Below are 19162 nucleotides of genomic sequence, written 5' to 3'. Positions count from 1 at the left end.
CGATGATCGAGGCTAAAGCAGGGCGGGCCAGTCGATCGTCTTGTCTCCGGCGCCGACGGCTGGTCGGACGACGTGCTCGCCGACGGTCGGCTCGATGATCGTCTTCTTGATCACCCAGTTGGTGGCGACCAGCTGGTAGCCCGCGCTGGTGGCGAACCGGGCCTTCGTCCAGTTGCCCACGCCGGTCTTCATGATCTTCGTCAGCTTGTACGCCTTCGCGAAGTCGCTCATCTTCTTGAGGAACGACTCGGCCGCCCGCAGCAGCTTGGCCAGCTTGGCGGCGACCGTGGCGCAGCGCCCGGCGGCGACCGCGGACTCGGCCCAACCGGCCGCGGTGCCGGCCGCGACCGACGCGCCCAGGGTGATCCACGACGAGGCCAGCGCCACGATGATCGTGACGATCAGCCAGGCGATCAGCTCTTTGATGATGTCGACGACCAGTTCCTCAGCCTGCTCGGCGCCGATCGCGCACTGCTCGAGCATCTCGGCCGTGCCGTTGAAGTGCTCGACGATCTGGGCGAGGCTGGTCGCCAGCTCACCGATCTCCCGGTTGAACGCGGTCGCGGCGTCGCCCTCCCAGGCGGCCATCAGCTTGGCCCGGGCGTCGACCTCCTGCGTGATGAGCCCGTCGACCGCGGTCGCGGCCTGCTTCCAGGCCTGAGCCTTGGCCCGCAGCCCCTCGGGGTCGCCGGTGACCTGGTCGAGCGGGTGCGACAGGAAGTCCACGATCGGCTTGACGATGTGCAACGCCGCGCCGGCCGGCGCCAGCCAGCCGTCGATGCGCATCGCACCGGATTCGGCACGCGCCATGATCACTTACCTCCGTATCGCTGTGCGGCGGCCAGGTCGGCCGAGCGATAGGCGTCGCGAATGGCCTCCATCGCGTCGGCCAGCGCGTCGAAGACCGTCCGGCCGTCGGTGAGCACCTGGAGACCGTCCTCGCAGCGCTCGCTGTACTTCCCGGCGATGCCTTGCGACTCCTGGAGCAGGCCGAAGCTGTCACCGCTCACGTCGGCGTCGGTCAGTCCCTGCTTGGCACGGTCGAAGCCGTCGGCGATCTGAGTCGCCGCCTGCCGATAGCCGTCCAGCGCCTGTAAGGCGATCTTGGTGGTATCCACTTTCCGCGTTCCCTCCCCATGGAACCCCGCCGGCGGCGCGTCACCCTCCCAGCGCGCGCAGCACGACGGACGATTGTTTCTTCAGCAGGTTGACGACGCCGGTGGAGCCGTCGGCGTAACGCAGCTCCAGGCGGCCCCGCCGCATCAGGCCCTTCGGCGCCGGTCGGGCGCCCACGACGGCGGTGCGTGGCAACGATCCGACCAGGTCGAACTTGTAGCTGCCGGGGCCGAGCAACTCACCGCGCGCGATGATGACGCGCCGGTCGGTCAGCACCAGCTTGGCCCAGCTCGCCTCGTGGATCAGGTCGTGCAGCGTGTGCGCCAGCGAGTCGGGCGGTCCGGAGACCGCGCGCCCCCAGAACGCTCGCCGCATCAGCTGGGTGTTCTCGCCGACCAGCCCGAGGGTGAGCAGCCGGAGGACGAAGTTGCCGAGTTCGGGGCCGACCCGGACCGGGCCGGTGGCGCCGGGATCGGCGGACGTGATGATCGCGGCCACCGACAACTCCTCGCCCGGAGCGAGGATCGGCGCCACGTCACGGGCCATCGTCGCGGTGATGTCGTCGGGCACATCGAGAATCTTGGCATGGTTCGGCCGAGGTGGCTATGGTGCCTGCGCGCCCTGTGGATAACTTATGGGCCTTGGACACACCGGGGAGGCGGCCATGGCCGGAATGAACAATTTGGATGACCTCGCTCATTACGCGCTCGACCAGGTGGACCGGCTGCGCCGGGCCCAGGAACGGCTCGAGCACGCGAGTGCCGAGGGCAGGTCGCCCGACGGCCTCGTCGTCGCGCGTACGGGAGCGGGCGGGCTGCTGAAGGATCTGCGGATCGACGAGGCCGTCCTGCGCAGCGGAGCCGATCGGGTGTCGCAGGCGGTCACCGCGGCGATCACGGCCGCGCAGGCGGCGTACAACGAGCAGGCCGACGACATCATGGGCGGCGAGATGGGGATGCGGCCCAGCGAGTCGGCCAGCGAGTTCGACCGCGGGATCGCCCGCATCGACGCGCTGACCGACCAGCTCGAGGACCTGACTCGCCGGATGGAGCGTTGACGGCCGTCGGCGTACGCCCGGCGACCGAGGCCGACGGGGACGCCCTGGCGGATCTGCGGCGCGAGTGGACCGAGGAACAGGCCGGCGGACCCATCGACGACCCTGGCTACGAGCAGCGCATGGCCGATTGGCTGACCCGGACCGCCGCCGACTCGCGTACGTGGGTCGCGGTGCTCGGCGGGAAGCCGATCGGCCTGCTCCACGTCGCGCTCCTCGAACGCATGCCACGGCCCGGCCACCCGCCGTCGCGGTGGGGCTACGTGACCAGCCTCTACGTCCGGCCGCCGCACCGCGACGGGGGCGTCGGCCGGCGGCTCCTGGACGAGCTGCTCGCGTACGCCCGCGAAGCCGGGTTGCGCCGGGTGGTCCTGCACCCCAGCGACCGGGCCGTGCCGTTCTACGAACGCGCCGGGTTCGCCCCGGCGGCGGCGCTCATGATGCGGGGACCGGTGGCTTGAGCGTGTGCTCGTGCCCGACGATCTCGAAACCGGCCGCCCGGTACACGCCGACGGCCGGTTCGTTGTCGGCGGGCGGCAGCACGGCGACGGCGCTCGCGCCCAGCTTGCGCAGTTCCTCGGCGGTGGCAAGGACGACGGCCCGCCCGTACCCCCGGCGGCGGTAGCGGGGATGGGTGCCGACCGGTTCGAGCACCGCGCACCGGCCGGGCCCGGCGAACCAGCCCACTGCGGCGGCCGCGGCGAAGCCGCCCGGCGTACGCACCAGGACGTCGACGGCGTAGCGACCGGCGGGGGAGGCGTGCATCTGCCGCCAGCGGGCGACCGTGAAGGTCGACCGCTGGAACGCCGACCGCTGCACGTCCACCCGGGCCGCGGCGTCGGCCTCGCCGACGAGGACATAGGGGAACTCGACGTCGATCGGGGCGGTCAGCGGCAGCACGAAGTGCGCCGCCGGTGACGGGTCCTCCGTCCAGCCCGCCTGCAACAGTGCGGTACGCACCCCCGACTCGGGCGCGAGCTCGACCGGCCCGCCGTCGCGGACGATCTCGCCGACCACGGCGGTCAGCAGCACAGGGTCGGCTTCCACCCGCGGCGCGAGCGTGATCCGGCGTACCGGATCGTCGAACAGCTCGACGGCGACCGGGCCGGTGGCGTCCGACCAGAGCGCCAGCGCGGATCGGACGGTCTCCTCCTCGAAGCGCAGGAACCAGCCGACGTCGCCGACGTGCAGGGAACTGGTGGACCGGCCGGGCTTGGCCCACGCGCGCAGCGCGTCGAGCGCGAGGCCGCAGTCGTCGCGGCCCAGGGGTGTGCGCATCATGGGGCCGACGCTAGAAGGCCAGGGCAACGGACCGCATGCGAATTTTCGATCTCTCTGCCCGGTTAGGCGCAGCGGACAACTAAGAATGCCGCAGGTGAACCAGCGTTAAAGGGTGCATCCCGGCTTCGTGGTTCGAGGGGTCGAGGGCTAGGCTCAGTCAACGTGACACGCCGCGCGAAAATCGTCTGCACCCTCGGCCCCGCCACCAGTAGCCCCGAGCGGCTCAAGGGCCTCATCGACGCGGGCATGAACGTCGCCCGCCTCAACTTCAGCCACGGCGACCACGCCGATCACGAGGCCGTCTACGAGCAGGTACGCCGCCAGGCGCGGGCGGCCGGCGCGGCGGTGGCGATCCTCGCCGACCTTCAGGGACCCAAGATCCGGCTCGGCCGGTTCATCGACGGCCCGCACGAGTGGCGTACCGGTGACACGGTCACGATCACCAGCGAGGAGATCGAGGGCACCGCTGACCGGGTCTCGTGCACCTACAAGAAGCTGCCCGAGGAGGTCCGCCCGAGCGACAAGCTGCTCATCGACGACGGCAAGGTGGCCGTCGAGGTGATCGGCGTCGACGGGCCCGACATCAAGTGCCGCGTCGTCGAGGGCGGCATGGTCTCGAACAACAAGGGCGTGTCCCTGCCGAACGTCGCGATCAGCGTCCCGGCGCTGTCCGAGAAGGACACCGAGGACCTGCGGTTCGCGCTGCGGCTCGGCGTCGACTGGATCGCGCTGTCGTTCGTGCGGTCGCCCGAGGACATCAAGCTCGTCCACCAGATCATGGCGGAGGAGGACATCCACCGCCCGGTCATCGCGAAGGTGGAGAAGCCGGAGGCGGTCGCCAACCTCGAGGCGATCGTGGACGCGTTCGACGGCGTGATGGTGGCGCGTGGCGATCTCGGCGTGGAGATGCCGCTCGACCAGGTCCCGCTGGTGCAGAAGAAGGCCGTCCAGTTGTGCCGGGAGTTCGCCAAGCCGGTCATCGTGGCGACGCAGATGCTCGACTCGATGATCGAGAACTCGCGCCCGACCCGGGCCGAGGCCAGCGACGTCGCCAACGCCGTCCTCGACGGCGCCGACGCGGTGATGCTGTCCGGCGAGACGAGCGTCGGAAAGTACCCGGTGCTCACGGTCAGCACGATGGCGAAGATCATCACGACCACCGAGTCCGGTCAGGTCGGTGTGCCCCGGCTCCAGCACGACCCGCGTACGCGGGGTGGCGCGCTCACCGTGGCGGCGTCCAACATCGCCACCGCCGTCGGGGCCCGCGCCCTGGTCGCGTTCACACAGACCGGCGACACCGTACGCCGTCTCGCCCGCCTCCACTGCACGCTGCCGCTGCTGGCGTTCACGCCGGAGGAGCACGTCCGCAACCAGATGGCGCTGTCCTGGGGCGTCGAGACCTTCCTCGTGCCGTTCGTGCACCACACCGACGACATGTTCCGCCAGGTCGACCAGGCGCTGCTGGGCCTCGGCCGGGCCAAGCCGGGCGACATCGTCGTGATCGTGGCGGGCAGCCCGCCCGGCACGCCGGGCTCCACCAACACCCTGCGGGTGCACGAGCTGGGCTCCCTCACGCCCGCGCTGGCCGGTTACCGGTGACCTCGGACGCCGACGGCGGCCCGCTCGTGGGGCAGGCCGCCGTCGACGACCTGATCCGGCTCCTCGACCTGGAGCACCTGGACGAGCTGCGCTTCCGTGGGCACAGCACGTCGCAGCTGCCGATGCGGGTCTACGGCGGTCAGGTCGCCGCGCAGGCGCTCGCCGCCGCGGGGCGTACCGTCGATCCGGCCCGCCATGTGCACTCGCTGCACGGCTACTTCGTCCGCCCGGGCGATCCGCAGGAGCCGATCGACTACGCCGTGGAGGTCATCCGCGACGGCCGGTCCTTCTCCGTCCGGCGTTCGGTCGCCTTCCAAGGCGGCAAGCCGATCTTCCTCATGTCGGCCTCGTTCCAGATCGAGGAGCAGGGGCTCGACCATCACGCGCCCGGGCCGTCGGACGTGCCCGGCCCGGACGAGCTGCCGACGATGCTCGACCGGCTGGCGAAATATCCCGAGCGCGTGGCGATCTGGTCGCAGATCCCGCGCCCGCTCGACGTCCGCTACGTCGGCGAGCCCGGCTGGGTCCGCCCCGGCGACCGCACCCCCGATCCGCATCAGCGGGTGTGGATGCGGATCGACGGGAAGCTGCCGGCCGACCCGCTCGTCCACGCCTGCGCGCTGACCTACGCGTCCGACCTGACGCTGCTCGACTCGGTGCTGTCCTACCACGGCGAGGTCTGGGGTCCCGGCGGCGTCATCGGCGCCAGTCTCGACCACGCGTTGTGGTTCCACCGGCCGTTCCGTGCCGACGAGTGGTTCCTCTACGACTCGTGGAGCCCGTCCGCGTCCGGCGCCCGAGGCCTGGCCACCGGCCGGATGCTCGACGCGTCCGGCCGCCACATCGCGACCGCGGTGCAGGAAGGCCTGCTCCGCAAGGTCTGACCGCTCGGGAAGATCCTGTCCCGGGTCCGCCGGGCGGCCGACCGTCGGTCCCGCCGGGCACCGGCCGGCCCGGGATGATCTCCGCGCGCGTTTGGCCGTCGCCCGGCCCGGCCTGCCAGGTCCGCGGGCCGTGCCGCACGCCTCGCGGGTCCCCGCCCGGCGACGCCCATGCCAAGATTGTCGGGTGCCGACGTTCATCGGGGGGCACGGTGGGCACCGGCCCGTGGCGAACTATGCCGCGGGTTCCAGTTCCGGCTCGGCGACCGGCGACGGTTGCTGCGTTGTGCGTACCCGTCGGTGAATCCGGACCGCGACGGTGATGGCGCCGAGCCACACGAGTCCGATCAGCGGATAGAGCCATCGGCCCGCGGAGCTTTCGAGGTCGAACGCACGCAGGAGCGTGCGGGTGTTCGTGAGGATGATGAGCCCGCCGACCGCGGCCCCGATGACCTGGGCCGGGACCGCGCGGACGAGCCAGGCGGCCAGTGGCGCGCCGACGACGCCGCCCGCGAGCAGCGCGATCACGGTCGGCAGCACGAAGCCTGAGGTGCCGAGGCCGAGCAGGAAGCCGGCGCTCGCCGCCGCCGCGACCAGGAACTCCGCGGTGTTGACCGAGCCGATCACCTTGCGCGGTTCCATGCGGCCCGAGGCCAGCAGCGTGGGTGTGGCGATCGGACCCCAGCCACCACCGCCGGTGGCGTCGACGAAGCCCGCGACCAGCCCGAGCGGGGCCAGGAACCGGGTACGCACCGGCCGGGGCCGGGCCGGACGAAGCGGGCGGGTGAACCGGGTGACCAGGAAGACGCCCAGCGCGAGCAGTACGCCCGACGTCCACGGCGCGGCGGCCGACGTCGAGATCGCGCTCAACAGCGTCGCGCCGAGGAACGAGCCGATCGCGCCGGGGACCGCGATCCGCGTGACGACCCGCCAGTCCACATTGCCGAAGCGCCAGTGCGCGACGCCGGAGGCGAGGGTCGTGCCGATCTCGGAGAGGTGGACCGACGCGCTGGCCGAGGCGGGCGCCACCCCGGCGAGCAGCAGCAACGTCGTCGACGTGACGCCGTACGCCATGCCGAGCGCGCCGTCGACGAGCTGCGCCGCCAGGCCGACGAGGGCGAGCAGGACGAGCCGGGTCATGGTCACCTCCAATTCCGGTCAAGAAGATTTAACCTATCGGCATAGTAGGATAATGACAATGGCCTGGTCGAGCTCTGCCCCTGGCGTCCCAAGGACCGGACGAGGAGTGTGATAATTACTCGCATGCGCCTCTCAGCCCGTGTCGACTATGCGATCCGCGCCGTCATCGAACTGGCGACGATCGAACCTGTCGTAGCGGGGAAACCTCCGGCCGAGTTCCCGATCACCTCGGAACGGATCGCGAAGGCGCAGGAGATCCCGCCGAAGTTCCTGGAAAGCATCCTTCTCCAGCTCCGGCGCGGGGGAGTGGTGAACGCCCAGCGCGGCCCCGAAGGCGGCTACTGGCTGGCCCGCCCAGCCGACCAGATCACCCTCGCCCAGGTCATCGAGATCATCGACGGCCCGCTGTCGCAGGTGCGCGGCCAGATCCCCGCCGACCTGGACTACCAGGGCCCGGCGCGGACGCTCCAAGACGTCTGGGTGGCCGTCGAGGCCCAGGAGCGGCGGATGCTGGAGCAGGTCACGTTCGCCCACCTCGCTGGCGGCAAGCTCCCCTTCTGAGCCCCTCCCGCCGCACCCGCACCCTGCGGCGCGCCCCTGAGTCCGGCGCCGCGCTCCGGGCGCGTGGCCTTCCGCGTCATCCCGGATGACGTCCCCTTGATTTCGCGAATAGCCGCGTTATCCAGGGATATCGCGCCCGGGCGGGCCGCTTGTCCGCAGGCCGGGGCGGGCCGCTTGTCCGCAGGCCGGGGCGGGCCGCTTGTCCGCGGGCGGGCCGGTAGGGGTGAGGGTCGCCGCTGGGCGGCTGCCTCGGTGACCGGGGTCACCGGAAAGTGCCTCTTCCCATCGAACCGGGACTCGTGGCAGACTCAAAACCCATTAAGCCAGTAGGAAAACTATGGATGGTGGGATTAGTAGGAATGGTCACCAGAAGGATCCTCGCCGGGCTCGCCGCGACCGCACTGGCGACGGCGGCCCTCGCGGCGTGCGGCGACGACACCTCCGGCGGCGGCGGTGACAAGGCGGAGGTGACGCTCTCGCTGGTCGCGTACTCCACTCCGCAGGCGGCCTATGAGGCGCTGATCAAGGCGTTCCAGAAGACGGACGCCGGCAAGAACATCAAGTTCAAGACGTCCTTCGGGGCCTCCGGCGACCAGAGCCGGGCGGTCGCGGCCGGCCTCAAAGCCGACATCGTGGCGCTGTCGCTGGAGCCCGATCTGACCCGTCTCGTCACGGCCGGCCTCGTCGCCGAGGACTGGAACAGCGGGCCGACCAAGGGCTTCATCACCGACTCCGTCGTCGTGATCGCCACCCGCAAGGGCAATCCCAAGGGCCTGAAGACCTGGGACGACCTGATCAAGCCGGGTGTCGAGGTCATCACGCCGAACCCGTTCACCTCCGGCGGCGCCCGGTGGAACATCCTGGCGGCGTACGGGGCGAAGGCGAACAAGGGCGCGGACAAGGCGGCCGGGCTGGCGTACATCGACAGTCTGATCGGCAACGTGCCGGTGCAGGACGCCTCGGCCCGCGCCTCGCTGCAGACCTTCACCGGCGGCAAGGGCGACGCCATTCTCTCCTACGAGAACGAGGCGATCTTCGCCCAGCAGCACAACCAGGAGCTGGACTACACCGTGCCGGACTCGACCATCCTGATCGAGAACCCGATCGCGGTCGCCAAGAACTCCGAGCACCCAGCGGAGGCGAAGGCGTTCCTCGACTTCCTCTCCTCCGAGGCGGGGCAGAAGATCTTCGCCCAGAACGGCTACCGGCCCACCGTGTCCGGCGCGAACACCGGCGTGACCTTCCCGACCCCGCCCGGCCTGTTCACCATCAAGGACCTCGGCGGCTGGTCCGCAGTCAACAAGGAGTTCTTCGACGCCAAGACCGGCTCGATCGCCCTCATCGAGGCCAAGCACGGGGTCGCCACCGTCGCGGCCAGCCCGAGCGCGAGCCCGAGTAAGTGATGTCCGCCCCGGTTCTGACCGAGGCCGGCGCTCCCGCTCCCGCGGGCGTGCCGGCCTCGGCCCGCCGCCGACCGCGGGTCGGTCCCGGTCTCGGGCTGGGCCTCGCGGTGCTCTACCTCAGCCTGATCGTGCTGTTCCCGCTCACGGCCGTCGCCTGGAAAGGCGTCGAGGGCGGCGCCGGCGCCTTCTGGTCCGCGGTCACCACGCCCGACTCCTGGGCGGCGCTCAAGCTCACCCTCGGCGCGTCGGCGCTGGTCGCGGTCATCAATGTGATCATGGGTACGCTGATCGCCTGGGTCCTCGTCCGCGACCGGTTCCCCGGCAAGGCGATCGTCGACACCCTGATCGATCTGCCGTTCGCGCTGCCCACCATCGTCGCCGGGCTCGTCCTGCTCGTCCTGTACGGCGTGAAGAGTCCCCTGCACCTGAACCTGGCGTACACCCGGGCCGGGGTGGTCATCGCGCTGCTGTTCGTCACCCTGCCCTTCGTCGTACGCACAGTGCAGCCGGTCCTCCAGGAACTGGACCGGGACATGGAGCAGGCGGCGTTCTCCCTCGGGGCCGGCCCGTGGCTGACCTTCCGCCGCATCATCCTGCCGAACCTCGTCCCGGCGATGCTGTCCGGCGCGGGCCTGGCGTTCACGCGGGCGATCGCCGAGTTCGGCTCGACTGTGCTGCTGTCGGGCAACCTGCCGTTCAAGACGCAGGTCGCCGCGGTCAACATCTTCGGCCGCATCGAGAGCGACGACACCGCGTCGGCCGCCGCCGTCTCGACCGCGCTGCTGATCGTCGCGTTCGTCGTCCTCATCGGACTGGATCTCGTCCAGCGCTGGGGGTCCCGCCGTGGCTAAGTACCTGCTCCGCGCAGTCGCGCTGCTGTACCTGCTGTTCCTGCTGATCCTGCCGGTCGGGCTGATCGTCTGGCAGACCTTCGGCGACGGCCTCCAGAACATCGTCGACGCGTTGACCAGTGAGGAGGCGATCCACGCCTTCCAGGTGACGATCCAGGTCGCGGTGTGGGCCGTCGTGCTCAACACGGTCTTCGGCGTCGTCGTGGCGCTGCTGCTGACCCGGACGACCTTCCCGGGCAAGCGGCTGCTCAACGCCCTCATCGACCTGCCGCTGGCGGTCTCCCCGGTCGTCGTCGGACTCGCCCTGATCCTGGCGTACGGGCGGTATTCGACGGTCGGCGGCTGGCTGGAGAGCGCCGGCGTCCAGGTCATCTTCTCGATCCCGGGCATGGTCCTCGCCACCGTCTTCGTCTCGCTGCCGCTGGTCGTCCGGGCGATCGTCCCGGTGCTCGAGGAGATGGGCGACGACCAGGAGCAGGCGGCCCGCACCCTCGGCGCCGGCCCGTGGCAGACCTTCCGCCGGATCACCCTGCCCGGCATTCGCAGCGCGCTCGGCTACGGCATCGTGCTCTGCCTCGCCCGGGCCCTCGGCGAGTACGGCGCGGTCGCGGTCGTCTCCGGCAAGGTCGTCGGCGAGACCCAGACCCTGACCCTGTTCGTCGAGGAGCGCTACCTCAACTACGAGGTGCCGGCGGCCTTCGCCGCGGCCACCGTGCTGGCCCTGCTCGCGGTCGGCTCCCTGCTCCTGACCACCCTCCTGCGCCCCAAGGACGGCAACTGATGGCCATCGAAGTACGCGGCGTCTCGAAGTCGTTCGGCCGCACCCCCGTCCTGAAGGACGTCTCGGTCGACATCGCCTCCGGCTCGCTCACCGCCCTGCTCGGGCCGAGCGGCGGCGGCAAGTCGACCCTCCTCCGGGTGATCGCCGGGCTGGAGACGCCGGACGCCGGAACCGTGCTCATCTCCGGAGTGGACGCCACCCGCCTGTCACCCCAGCGGCGCAACGTCGGCTTCGTGTTCCAGCACTACGCGGCGTTCAAGCACATGAGCGTACGCCGCAACGTCGCCTTCGGGCTGGAGATCCGCAAGCGGCCCAAGGACGAGATCCGCGCCCGGGTCGACGAACTGCTGCAGCTGGTCCACCTCGAACAGTTCGCCGACCGCTATCCGGCGCAGCTGTCCGGCGGTCAGCGGCAGCGCATGGCGCTCGCCCGCGCGCTCGCGGTCGAACCGCAGGTGCTGCTGCTCGACGAGCCGTTCGGCGCCCTCGACGCCCAGGTACGCAAAGAACTCCGCACCTGGCTCCGGCGACTGCACGACGAGGTGCACGTGACGACCGTCTTCGTGACGCACGACCAGGAGGAGGCGATGGACGTCGCCGACGAGATCGTCGTGCTCGCCGACGGCGAGGTGCGGCAGGCCGGGCGCCCGCAGGACCTCTACGACAACCCGGCCAGCCCGTTCGTCATGAGTTTCCTCGGCCCGGTGACCGAGCTGGACGGGCGGCTCGTCCGGCCGCACGACATCGACGTCACCGCCGAACCGGCCGACGGCTCGACCGCGGCGGTCGTCAACCGCGTCGTGCACCTCGGCTTCGAGGTACGCGTCGAGCTGACCGCGGGCGGCCGCGACGTCTGGGCGCAGATCACCCGGGGCGCGGCCGGCCGGCTCGGGCTCACCCCCGGCGACACCGTCCACCTCCGACCCGTCCCGGCGGCGAAGTCACTGGCGGCCGCCGACGCCTGACCGGGCCGCCGCGACGGGAGAACGGCTGACACAATCGCGGCGTGGAACAGTTGGCCCGGCGGCTCGGCCCCCGCGACGCGGTCGTCATCGGGCTCGGCTCGATGATCGGAGCCGGCGTCTTCGCCGCGTTCGCCCCCGCCGCGCGGGCCGCCGGGAGCCTGCTGCTCGCCGGGCTGGCGGTGGCCGCCGTGGTGGCGTACTGCAACGCGACGGCGTCGGCCCAGCTCGCCGCCCAGTATCCGACCTCCGGCGGCACCTACGTCTACGGCCGCGAACGGCTGGGGGAGTGGTGGGGCTACCTGGCCGGCTGGGGATTCGTCGTCGGCAAGACCGCCTCGTGCGCCGCCATGGCGTTGACGTTCGCGGCCTACGCCGTACCCGCCGCTTGGCAGCGCCCGACCGCCGTCGTCGCGGTCCTCGCCCTGGCCGCGGTCAACTACCGCGGCGTCACGCGTACCGCCCGGCTTGCGATGATCATCGTGGTCGCGGTCCTGGCCGTGCTCGCGGTCGTCGCGGCCGCGGGCCTGCTCGGCCCCGCGGGCCCGGAAGCGGCCCGCGGCGCGTCACCCTACGGGGTCCTGCAATCGGCCGGTCTGCTGTTCTTCGCCTTCGCCGGGTACGCCCGCATCGCGACCATGGGCGAAGAGGTACGCGAGCCGCAGCGCACCATCCCCCGGGCGATCCTCACCGCGCTGGCGCTGGCCGTCGCCGTGTACGCCGTCATCGGCGTCGCGCTCCTGCACGTCCTCGGGCCGCAGCGGCTGGCCGCGTCGGTCGCGCCGCTGGCCGACGCCGTCCACGCGGCCGGGTGGGACTGGGCCGCGCCCCTGGTCCGAGCCGGAGCCGCCCTCGCCAGCCTCGGCGCGCTCCTGGCCCTCATCGCCGGGATCGGCCGGACCGCGTTGGCCATGGCCCGCCACGACGACCTGCCCCGCTGGCTGTCGGCGGTGCATCCCCGGTACGCCGTGCCCCACCGCGCCGAAGTCACGCTCGCCGCACTGGTCTGCGTCCTCGTCCTCACCGTGGACCTGCGCGGCGCCATCGGCTTCTCGTCCTTCGGCGTCCTGGTGTACTACCTGATCGCCAACCTGGCCGCCTGGACCCAGACCGGAGACGACCGGCGCTACCCCCGGATCCTCCAAGCCCTCGGCGCGGTCGGATGCGTCGCGCTGGTCGCCACGCTGCCCTGGCCGGCCGTCGTCGGCGGGATCGCCGTCTTCGCCGTCGGGCTGCTCTACCGCGCCCTCCGCCTCCGCCTGACCCGCTCGCCGTGACCCGCTCGCTGTGACCCGCTCGCTGTGACCCGCTTGCCGTGACCCGCTTGCTGTGACCCGCTTGCTGTGATCATTGCGCCAGCCACGCTGTTTCGCGCGCCGGAATGCCCGAATTAACAGCTTGGCTGACGCAATGATCTTCCTCCGCGACGCGGCGCGGGCGCAGCCGGGCAGGACGGGTCAGGCTGGGCGGATCTCCTCGGCGAGGCGTACGGCTGCCTCCCCGACCGGCACCTCGACGGTGTCGCCGGTCGACCGGCGCGTCACCTCGACGATGCCCCGGGCCAGCCCACGAGCCCCGACAGTCACCCGCAACGGGATGCCCACCAACTCGGCGTCGCTGAACTTCACGCCGGGCCGCTCCTCGCGGTCGTCCCACACGACCTCGACACCGTTGTTGCCGAGCCGCTCGTACAGCTCACGGGCCGCCGACGCGGTCGCCTCGTCCGTACCGAGCTGCACGATGACGACCTGGAACGGCGCCACCGCCATCGGCCAGACGATGCCCTTGTCGTCGTGATGCGTCTCGACGATCGCCGCGATCGCCCGCTCGACGCCGATGCCGTACGAACCCATGATCGGCGCGACGCGACTCCCGTCCGCCGTCAGCACGCTGACCCCCATCGACTCGCTGTATTTGCGGCCCAGCTTGAAGATGTGCCCGACCTCGACCGTCTTCGTCGCCTCCAGCAGCGTCCCGCAGCGTACGCACGGCTCCCCGGCCACGACCTCCCGCAGATCGGCCCAGCGCCCCACCACGATGTCCCGCTCCACATCGACACCACGCAAGTGCACGTCGTCCACGTTCGCGCCGGTCGCCATCCCACGCCGACCACGCAACGCCTCGTCCGCCACGATCGGCAACTCCGCGACACCGACCGCGCCGAGACTGCCCGGCAGCGCACCGAGCGCCCCACGGATCTCCTCCGGCTGCGCCGGCCGGACGGCGATCGCCCCCAGCGCGTCCAGCAACTTCTGCTCCACCAACGCGTGATCGCCCCGCAGCAACACCAGCGTCAGCTGATCGTCCACCACGTACACCAGCGTCTTGACCTGACGATCACCCGCGAAGCCGTATCCGACCGCCAAGTCCTCGATGGTGCGTACGCCTGGAGTGGCGAACCGCTCCGGCGCGTCCAGGAACTCCCGATCCTCGACCGGTGTGAGCGCCGCCTGCGCCGCCTCCACATTCGCCGCATACCCACACCCCGGGCAGACGATCGTGATGTCCTCCCCGGCGGCCGAGGGGCACATGAACTCCCGCGAGTCACTGCCGCCCATCGTCCCGTTCGACGCCTCGACCGCGACGACCGGAATCCCCAGCCGCTCGAAGATCCGCCGATACGCCGCGTAATGCCGATCGAACGCGGTGTCCAACCCCGCCTCGTCCACGTCGAACGTGTACGAATCCTTCATCGTGAACTCGCGTACGCGCATCAAGCCGCTCTTCGGCCGAGGCTCGTCCCGGAACTTCGTCTGGAACTGGTACCACGCCTGCGGCAGCTCCCGATACGACCGCAACTCCGACGCCACCGTGGCGAAGATCTCCTCATGCGTCATCCCCAACGCCAGATCAGCGCCCCGCCGGTCACGCAGCCGGAACATCTCCTGACCCATGACCTCCCAGCGACCCGACTTGTGCCAGATCTCGGCCGGATGCATCGCCGGCAGCAGGAACTCCTGCGCCCCGATCCGATCCATCTCCTCCCGGATCACCGTCATGACCTTCGCGCGTACGCGAATCGCCAACGGCAACAGGCTGTAGTGACCAGCCATGAGCTGCCGGATGAAACCGGCGCGGAGCAACAGCCGGTGACTCACCGCGTCAGCGTCCGCGGGATCCTGCCGCAAAGTAGGGACAAACATCTGTGACCAGCGCATAGCGGCCCAGCCTACCGGCCACGCCCACCCCGGTCGCGCGAGTTATCCGTCCTTCGGGCCGACGTCGCGATCCAGCCGCTCGACCGCGCCACGCCGCGCGACGCTCAACGAATCCGGCCGCGCCATCCGCCACTCGACCCCGAGCCGGTTCAAGGCGACCTGGCACAGCCGCATGATGTCCGGCGACTTGTTGCTGAAGAAATACCTCGGGTACTCGTAGTCGCGGCCGCCCTTGTGGACACGGTTGACCACCCGGCAGCCGTCCGAATGGAACAGCCCTCGCAGAAAGCGGCCCGGATGCGCGGCCACGATCTCCTCCTGCCACGGCTCGAGGACGATCTGGCGGTCGTGCTTCTTGCCCGGGCCGGCCTGCGGAAGCAGACACGGCCAATGCTTGGCGTAAGACTGGATGCCGGTGCTCCCCACGGAGCGGACCCGCTGCACCTTGCGAGCGAGCGTCGCCAGCATCGCCGCCTCTGCCTCGGCCATGATGCCGGGGTACTTGTCGTCGCACGCGATCCGTAAGACCGGTGTCTTCGCGGTGATCGTCAGATGCCCGTCGCCGGGATAGAGGCCGAGCAGATAGGCGTAGGACTCGGGATCGGGCGGCGGCTGTGGCGGGCGTTGGCACCGTGGACAGGGGGTCGGCGCATCTGGCCCAAGATCGAATCGACCGTTGCCTACGCACCAGTACCAGACGGTGTGGCGGGGGAGCCCCATGATCCGAGCCACTGAGGCGATGCCGAGTCCGGTTGCGTAGAGCGCGCGGGCGTGATGTCGGCGCGCTATGGGGTGCCGATTGGCCATGCCCCGCATTGTCGTACGCACGTACGACAATGCGTCTGACCTGCGAATGGTGCCCCCGGTGGGATTCGAACCCACACTGTCGGAGGTTTGAGCTCCGCTTCTCTGCCAGTTGGAATACGGGGACGTTGGCCCGTCTAGAGTACCCACTAGGCTTATGGAGGTCGCACCCGGATATCGGGTGTTGGAGGATTTCGCTGTTGGGGGTTGGGTTCGTGACCGAGGGCGCGGCGCGCAAGCGGGTGCTGATCGCGGAGGACGAGGCGCTCATCCGGCTCGACCTCGCCGAGATGCTGGGCGAGGAGGGCTACGAGGTCGTCGGCGAGGCCGGGGACGGGGAGACCGCGGTACGCCTGGCCGAGGAGCTGAAGCCCGATCTGTGCATCTTCGACATCAAGATGCCGATCATGGACGGGTTGGCGGCGGCGGAGAAGGTCGCCGGCGCGCGGCTGGCCCCGGTGATCATTCTGACGGCGTTCAGTCAGCGGGATCTGGTCGAGCGGGCGCGGGCGGCTGGTGCGATGGCGTACCTGGTGAAGCCGTTCCAGAAGTCGGACCTGGTGCCGGCGATCGAGATCGCGTTGTCGCGGCATGCCGAGGTGGCGGCGCTGGAGGCCGAGGTGGCCGGGCTGACCGATCGGCTGGAGACCCGGAAGGCCGTCGAGCGGGCGAAGGGCGCGCTCATGACGCAGTACGGGATGACCGAGCCGCAGTCGTTCAAGTGGATTCAGCGGACGGCGATGGATCATCGGATGACGATGCGTGAAGTCGCTGAGCGGATCATTGAGGAGGCGGCGGCCGAAGCCGCCGAGTAGCCCTCGCAATATCTCACCCGCAGGTCTCTGACCTGCGGGTTTTTGCTGCCATCTATTAGGTCGATCATGTTTCGGTCATGTGATCGCATCGCGTTGGCCACCGTTGGGTCACGGGTTGGTCGCCAATGTCGGCGTGTGAGTGTCCCAAGCCTTGACATGGCCTCTCGCGAACACCTACGTTCGCGCCACCGGTGTCGCGCGTCACAGCCATGACCACGGAATTGGCTGTTGTGTGTGAGGCATCCGGCGTCTGCGGGTCGCCCGCGAGACGGACATGGGTTGAGGAGTCGAGAGGAATAGGATGAACAGGCGCATCAAGGCACTCACCGTGCTTGCCGCCGCAGCCGCCACCGCGGTCGCGGCGACGGCGTGCGACAGCTCCGGCGGTGAAAGCGGCTCGGGCACCACCGAGGTCGTCGTCGGCGTGGACCTTCCCTTCCAGGGTTCGTCGAAGGACGCCTCCGACTCGACCTGGAACGCGATGTCGCTCTACTTGGAGCAGGTCGGCAACAAGGCCGGCAAGTACAAGGTGACGCTCAAGAAGTACGACGACTCGACCGCGGCGGCCGGCAAGTGGGACGCGGCGCAGTGCACCAAGAACGCGAACGACCACGTGGCCAACACCTCCGAGGTCGCCGTCATGGGCACGTACAACTCCGGTTGTGCGCAGCTGCAGATCCCGGTGCTGAACCAGGACCCGAGCGGCCCGATGCTGATGGTCTCGCACGCGAACACCAACCCCGGTCTCACCAAGACCTGGGACACCGGTGAGCCGGGCAAGTGGTACCCGACCAACAAGCGCAACTACGCGCGTGTGGTCACCACCGACGACTACCAGGGCAAGGCCGCCGCGCAGATGGCGATCAAGGACCTGGGCGTGAAGAACTGCCTCGTCCTCGACGACACCGAGACCTACGGCAAGGGCGTCGCGAAGCAGTTCGCCGACGAGGCCACCAAGCAGGGCATCAAGATCAGCACTGCCGCGTGGGACGCGAAGGCGACCAACTACAACGCTCTGTTCAACAAGGCCAAGACCGACGGCGTCGACTGCGTCTTCACCGGTGGCGTGTTCGACAACAACGGCGGCCAGCTGGTCAAGGACAAGGTCCGCATCCTGGGCGACAACAAGACCGTCAAGCTGATCGGCCCGGACGGCATGGTCGGCTACCCGGAGTTCGACAAGATGCCCGAGGCTGAGGGCGCGTACCAGACCTTCCCGGGTCTGGGCCTGTCGGACCTGGCGAAGTCCTCGGTCACCGGCAAGTTCCTGGCCGACTACAAGACCAAGTACGGCGCCGACCCGGCCAGCCCCTACGCGCTCTACGGCGTGCAGGCGCTGCAGGTGATCCTCGCGGCGATCGAGAAGTCCGACGGCACCCGTAAGGGCGTCACCGAGCAGGTGCTGAGCGGCACTGGGGTTTCGGTCCCGGCCTCGACGGCGATCCTGGGCAAGGACATCAAGATCGACCCGGCCACCGGCGACGTCAACGCGATCGACATGACGATCCAGACCATCACCGGCGGCAAGGAGACCACCGTCAAGGCCTGGCCGGTCGCCTGACCAGGTAGGTGACGGCACCTGACGGATGAGCTGGGGAGGGAGCCGCTGCGGCCCGGCGTCGCACGGCTCCCTCCGCGCATCCAGGGGCACGTCCACGACGGACACACCGATCGCCCTTCCAAGGAGCACCATGGCACAGTCCACGACAGCTGCCGGGACCTTGCCCCGTACGCGGCTGAACCTCTCGGCGTACGGCGAGCGAATCGCCGGCTACACGATCCTCGCCGCCGTCGCGGCGTGGCTCGCGATCAACTTCATTGACAATCCGCAGCAGTTCATGACCGCTTCGGTCATCGGCATCAGCAACGGCGCGCTGTACGCGCTGATCGCGCTGGGCTACTCGCTCGTGTACGGCATCATCGAGCTGATCAACTTCGCCCACGGCGACTTGTTCATGTTGGGCACCTTGTTCAGCGCCATGATCGTCGGTGCGGCGTTCTCGCTGTTCAACGAGCCCGTCGCGATGGGGCCGCTCGGCTGGGCGATCTTCGCGGCGACGCTGCTGCTGGCGGCGGCCTTCTGCGCCTCGATCAATGTGACGATCGAGTTCCTCGCATACCGGCGGCTCCGGCACGCTCCGAAGCTCGCGCCGCTGATCACGGCGGTCGGCATGAGCTTCATCCTGCAGTTCATCGGTCTGAAGTGGAACGGCTCGGGCCAGAAGTCGAAGCCGAGCGTGTTGCCGCAGGGCTACATCGACCTCGGCGGCGTCCGGATCTACACCAGCTTCTTCGTGGTGCTGGCGGTCGTCGTCCCGGTCCTCATCCTGATGACCTGGATCGTGACCAAGACTCGGGCGGGCAAGGCCATGCGCGCGACCGCGCAGGACCCCGACGCCGCGCGGCTCATGGGCGTCAACGTCAACCGGATCATTTCCTTCACCTTCGCCATGGGCGGCGCACTGGCGGGCGTCGCCGGGCTCATGTACGAGCAGGTGGTCACCACGACCCGGTACGACCTGGGTCTGCAGCTCGGCCTGATCGCGTTCACGGCCGCGGTGCTCGGCGGCATCGGCAGCCTTCCCGGCGCGGTGCTCGGCGGTGTGCTGATCGGCCTGATCCAGGGTCTGAACGAGGGTGTCAAATACGGTGCCGGGCAGCGGTGGACGCAGAGCGTCGTCTTCTCGATCCTCATCCTGATGCTGGTCTTCCGGCCGGCCGGTCTGCTGGGCAAGGCCACGAGGGAGAAGGTGTGA

20 protein-coding genes and 1 tRNA gene are annotated in these 19162 nt (G+C 69.9%); 13 read left to right on the top strand and 8 right to left on the bottom strand.

The genetic code is table 11. From position 1 onward, the window contains the following. Positions 1-12: 12 nt before the first annotated feature. From AB0H43_RS29400 to AB0H43_RS29390, 3 genes are read right to left on the bottom strand one after another with little or no spacing between them, the layout of a single operon-like run. Positions 13-810, bottom strand: coding sequence for a WXG100 family type VII secretion target (locus AB0H43_RS29400; protein WP_360004567.1), 798 nt, complete (start codon positions 808-810; stop codon positions 13-15). A 2-nt stretch (positions 811-812) separates the two neighbouring features. After that, positions 813-1118 (bottom strand): hypothetical protein, encoded by a 306-nt coding sequence (locus tag AB0H43_RS29395; RefSeq protein WP_360004565.1) that lies wholly within the window; start codon positions 1116-1118, stop codon positions 813-815. A 40-nt stretch (positions 1119-1158) separates the two neighbouring features. Continuing rightward, positions 1159-1686 (bottom strand): hypothetical protein, encoded by a 528-nt coding sequence (locus AB0H43_RS29390; RefSeq protein ID WP_360004563.1) that lies wholly within the window; start codon positions 1684-1686, stop codon positions 1159-1161. Between the two features lie 103 nt (positions 1687-1789). Here AB0H43_RS29390 and AB0H43_RS29385 point away from each other — a divergent pair, with 103 nt between their 5' ends. Both AB0H43_RS29385 and AB0H43_RS29380 read left to right on the top strand, forming a co-directional pair. Then, positions 1790-2173, top strand: a complete 384-nt coding sequence (locus tag AB0H43_RS29385) for a YbaB/EbfC family nucleoid-associated protein (protein WP_360004561.1) — start codon at positions 1790-1792, stop codon at positions 2171-2173. Beyond that, the gene (locus AB0H43_RS29380; RefSeq protein ID WP_360004560.1) at positions 2170-2631 is read left to right on the top strand and encodes a GNAT family N-acetyltransferase; all 462 of its coding nucleotides are present in this window, start codon (positions 2170-2172) and stop codon (positions 2629-2631) included. The genes AB0H43_RS29385 and AB0H43_RS29380 overlap by 4 nt, the downstream gene beginning before the upstream one ends. Here AB0H43_RS29380 and AB0H43_RS29375 read toward each other — a convergent pair. Continuing rightward, the gene (locus AB0H43_RS29375; protein WP_360004558.1) at positions 2606-3451 is read right to left on the bottom strand and encodes a GNAT family N-acetyltransferase; all 846 of its coding nucleotides are present in this window, start codon (positions 3449-3451) and stop codon (positions 2606-2608) included. The genes AB0H43_RS29380 and AB0H43_RS29375 overlap by 26 nt on opposite strands. 162 nt (positions 3452-3613) lie before the next feature. Between AB0H43_RS29375 and pyk the strand changes: the two genes are divergently transcribed. Both pyk and AB0H43_RS29365 read left to right on the top strand, forming a co-directional pair. Continuing rightward, positions 3614-5050, top strand: a complete 1437-nt coding sequence (gene pyk, locus AB0H43_RS29370) for a pyruvate kinase (protein WP_360004556.1) — start codon at positions 3614-3616, stop codon at positions 5048-5050. Then, on the top strand, positions 5047-5934 hold the full coding sequence (locus tag AB0H43_RS29365) for an acyl-CoA thioesterase II (protein WP_360004554.1): 888 nt from the start codon (positions 5047-5049) through the stop codon (positions 5932-5934). The genes pyk and AB0H43_RS29365 overlap by 4 nt, the downstream gene beginning before the upstream one ends. A gap of 231 nt (positions 5935-6165) precedes the next feature. Here AB0H43_RS29365 and AB0H43_RS29360 read toward each other — a convergent pair whose 3' ends face one another. Further along, positions 6166-7071, bottom strand: a complete 906-nt coding sequence (locus AB0H43_RS29360; RefSeq protein ID WP_360004552.1) for a sulfite exporter TauE/SafE family protein — start codon at positions 7069-7071, stop codon at positions 6166-6168. Positions 7072-7194: 123 nt separating this feature from the next. Here AB0H43_RS29360 and AB0H43_RS29355 point away from each other — a divergent pair, with 123 nt between their 5' ends. The 6 genes from AB0H43_RS29355 to AB0H43_RS29330 all read left to right on the top strand — a co-directional run bounded on the left by AB0H43_RS29355 (position 7195) and on the right by AB0H43_RS29330 (position 12906). Then, the gene (locus AB0H43_RS29355) at positions 7195-7632 is read left to right on the top strand and encodes an Rrf2 family transcriptional regulator (protein ID WP_360004550.1); all 438 of its coding nucleotides are present in this window, start codon (positions 7195-7197) and stop codon (positions 7630-7632) included. A 359-nt stretch (positions 7633-7991) separates the two neighbouring features. Then, a complete protein-coding gene (locus tag AB0H43_RS29350) occupies positions 7992-9035 on the top strand; it encodes a sulfate ABC transporter substrate-binding protein (protein WP_360004548.1) in 1044 nt (347 codons plus the stop codon). Continuing rightward, on the top strand, positions 9035-9886 hold the full coding sequence (gene cysT / locus AB0H43_RS29345) for a sulfate ABC transporter permease subunit CysT (protein WP_360004546.1): 852 nt from the start codon (positions 9035-9037) through the stop codon (positions 9884-9886). The genes AB0H43_RS29350 and cysT overlap by 1 nt, the downstream gene beginning before the upstream one ends. Then, positions 9879-10667 carry a sulfate ABC transporter permease subunit gene (locus AB0H43_RS29340; protein ID WP_360004544.1) on the top strand — a complete coding sequence of 263 codons (789 nt, stop codon included), beginning with the start codon at positions 9879-9881 and terminating at the stop codon, positions 10665-10667. Before cysT ends, AB0H43_RS29340 begins: the two co-directional genes overlap by 8 nt. Further along, positions 10667-11632 (top strand): sulfate ABC transporter ATP-binding protein, encoded by a 966-nt coding sequence (locus AB0H43_RS29335; protein ID WP_360004542.1) that lies wholly within the window; start codon positions 10667-10669, stop codon positions 11630-11632. Before AB0H43_RS29340 ends, AB0H43_RS29335 begins: the two co-directional genes overlap by 1 nt. 41 nt (positions 11633-11673) lie before the next feature. Further along, on the top strand, positions 11674-12906 hold the full coding sequence (locus AB0H43_RS29330) for an APC family permease (protein ID WP_360004541.1): 1233 nt from the start codon (positions 11674-11676) through the stop codon (positions 12904-12906). A gap of 180 nt (positions 12907-13086) precedes the next feature. On the opposite strand, the gene AB0H43_RS29325 is transcribed toward AB0H43_RS29330, so the two are convergent. From AB0H43_RS29325 to AB0H43_RS29315, 3 genes are all read right to left on the bottom strand, one after another. Further along, the gene (locus tag AB0H43_RS29325) at positions 13087-14787 is read right to left on the bottom strand and encodes a proline--tRNA ligase (protein ID WP_360004539.1); all 1701 of its coding nucleotides are present in this window, start codon (positions 14785-14787) and stop codon (positions 13087-13089) included. A gap of 42 nt (positions 14788-14829) precedes the next feature. Continuing rightward, positions 14830-15507, bottom strand: coding sequence for an LAGLIDADG family homing endonuclease (locus tag AB0H43_RS29320; RefSeq protein ID WP_360004537.1), 678 nt, complete (start codon positions 15505-15507; stop codon positions 14830-14832). A gap of 134 nt (positions 15508-15641) precedes the next feature. Continuing rightward, positions 15642-15718 (bottom strand) — tRNA-Leu (locus AB0H43_RS29315). Positions 15719-15806: 88 nt separating this feature from the next. On the opposite strand from AB0H43_RS29315, the gene AB0H43_RS29310 reads away from it, so the two are divergent. From AB0H43_RS29310 to AB0H43_RS29300, 3 genes are all read left to right on the top strand, one after another. Then, complete coding sequence (locus AB0H43_RS29310; RefSeq protein ID WP_360004535.1) at positions 15807-16406, top strand: response regulator; 600 nt, start codon at positions 15807-15809, stop codon at positions 16404-16406. Between the two features lie 301 nt (positions 16407-16707). Beyond that, positions 16708-17967, top strand: a complete 1260-nt coding sequence (locus AB0H43_RS29305) for a branched-chain amino acid ABC transporter substrate-binding protein (RefSeq protein ID WP_360004533.1) — start codon at positions 16708-16710, stop codon at positions 17965-17967. A 130-nt stretch (positions 17968-18097) separates the two neighbouring features. Next, complete coding sequence (locus AB0H43_RS29300) at positions 18098-19162, top strand: branched-chain amino acid ABC transporter permease (protein ID WP_360004531.1); 1065 nt, start codon at positions 18098-18100, stop codon at positions 19160-19162.

Source organism: Hamadaea sp. NPDC050747 (assembly GCF_040654195.1).
Taxonomy (GTDB): domain Bacteria; phylum Actinomycetota; class Actinomycetes; order Mycobacteriales; family Micromonosporaceae; genus Hamadaea.
This window is presented reverse-complemented; position numbering and strand designations above follow the sequence as displayed.